This is a genomic window from Paenibacillus chartarius (assembly GCF_042432825.1).
GTDB classification, from domain to species: Bacteria; Bacillota; Bacilli; order Paenibacillales; family NBRC-103111; genus Gordoniibacillus; species Gordoniibacillus chartarius.
In genome coordinates, this window is sequence record NZ_JBHLWN010000134.1 from 1 (window position 1) to 1240 (window position 1240).

Annotated in this window: 1 protein-coding gene; it reads right to left on the bottom strand. The window is 49.1% G+C overall.

The window, feature by feature from the left end; genetic code table 11:
• Positions 1-6: 6 nt before the first annotated feature.
• A complete protein-coding gene (locus ACFFK0_RS30630; RefSeq protein WP_377475257.1) occupies positions 7-1227 on the bottom strand; it encodes an IS256 family transposase in 1221 nt (406 codons plus the stop codon).
• Positions 1228-1240: the final 13 nt, after the last annotated feature.

Sequence of the window (1240 nt, forward strand, 5' to 3'; positions counted from 1 at the left end):
AAATTTTCAGCGTAAAAATTGACCGATGCGATCGGGAAAGAAAACCGAGAGTTGGAGGAGAATTTGCCCCCAATTCTGTACGCGGCCCGTCCATTTACGAACGACATCCATTGTGGCCAGATAAAGCATTTTGAGCAAGGCCTCATCTGTTGGGAAGATACTTTTCCCCTTTGTGACCTTACGCAGCTGGCGATGGTAGCTCTCAATCATATTGGTGGTGTAGATGAGCTTTCGAAGCTCAGGTGGATACTTAAAGAAGGTGGCCAGTTCATCCCAGTTGGAGCGCCAGGAACGGATAATTAACGGATATTTACTGCCCCAAGCCTCTTCAAATTGGTCCAGTTCCAGTAGGGCCGCTTCTTCTGTTGCTGCTTTGTAAATGGGCTTCAAGGCCGCCGTTACCTTCTTTAGGTCCTTGTAGGACACGTAGCGGGTCGAGTTCCGAATCTGGTGAATGATGCATTTCTGGATTTCTGTCTTGGGATACGAGGCAGCAATAGCTTGGGAAAAGCCGGTCAGGTTGTCGACACAGGTGATGAGGATGTCTTGTACGCCACGGTTTTTCAGGTCATTCAGCACGCCGAGCCAGAATTTAGAGGACTCATTCTCGCCGATCCACATGCCGAGGACATCCTTGTTTCCATCCAGGTCAATGCCGATCACCATATAGGCAGCTTTATTTACGATGTGCCCGTCCTGCTTCACTTTGAAATGGATCGCATCGAGGAACACCACCGCATACACGCTCTGCAGGGGACGGCTCTGCCATTCCTTAATGAGGGGAACCAGTTTATTGGTGACATTGGAAATCATCGTAGGCGACACTTCAACGCCGTACAACTGCTCAAGATGATCCTGAATATCTCTTGTGCTGACTCCCTTGGCGTACATGGCAACAATCTGATCCTCAATACCCGTTACCGTTGATTGGTGCTTCTTCACAACAACCGGCTCGAACTCGCCCTGACGATCCCGTGGAACTTCGATTTCATGCTCCCCGTATTCGCTGATGATGGTTTTTTTGCTTTTGCCGTTTCGGCTGTTGGTGGTTTGTTTGTTCTGGACGTCGTGTTTCTCGTACCCCAAATGTGTATCGAGCTCCGCCTCCAACATCTCCTGCAGCGTTTCAGCGAAGAGATCCTTCAAAGCATTTTGGGCATCTTGAGCGGTTACAAGCTTGTTCTCCTTGATAAATTGCCGAAGCTGTTCTTTTGACCAAAGTCCCATGTGTACTCCCCAA

Bases quoted from the DNA above. Each gene is read 5' to 3' on its own strand.
- ACFFK0_RS30630 (WP_377475257.1), bottom strand. From the start codon at position 1,227: ATGGGACTTTGGTCAAAAGAACAGCTTCGGCAATTTATCAAGGAGAAC.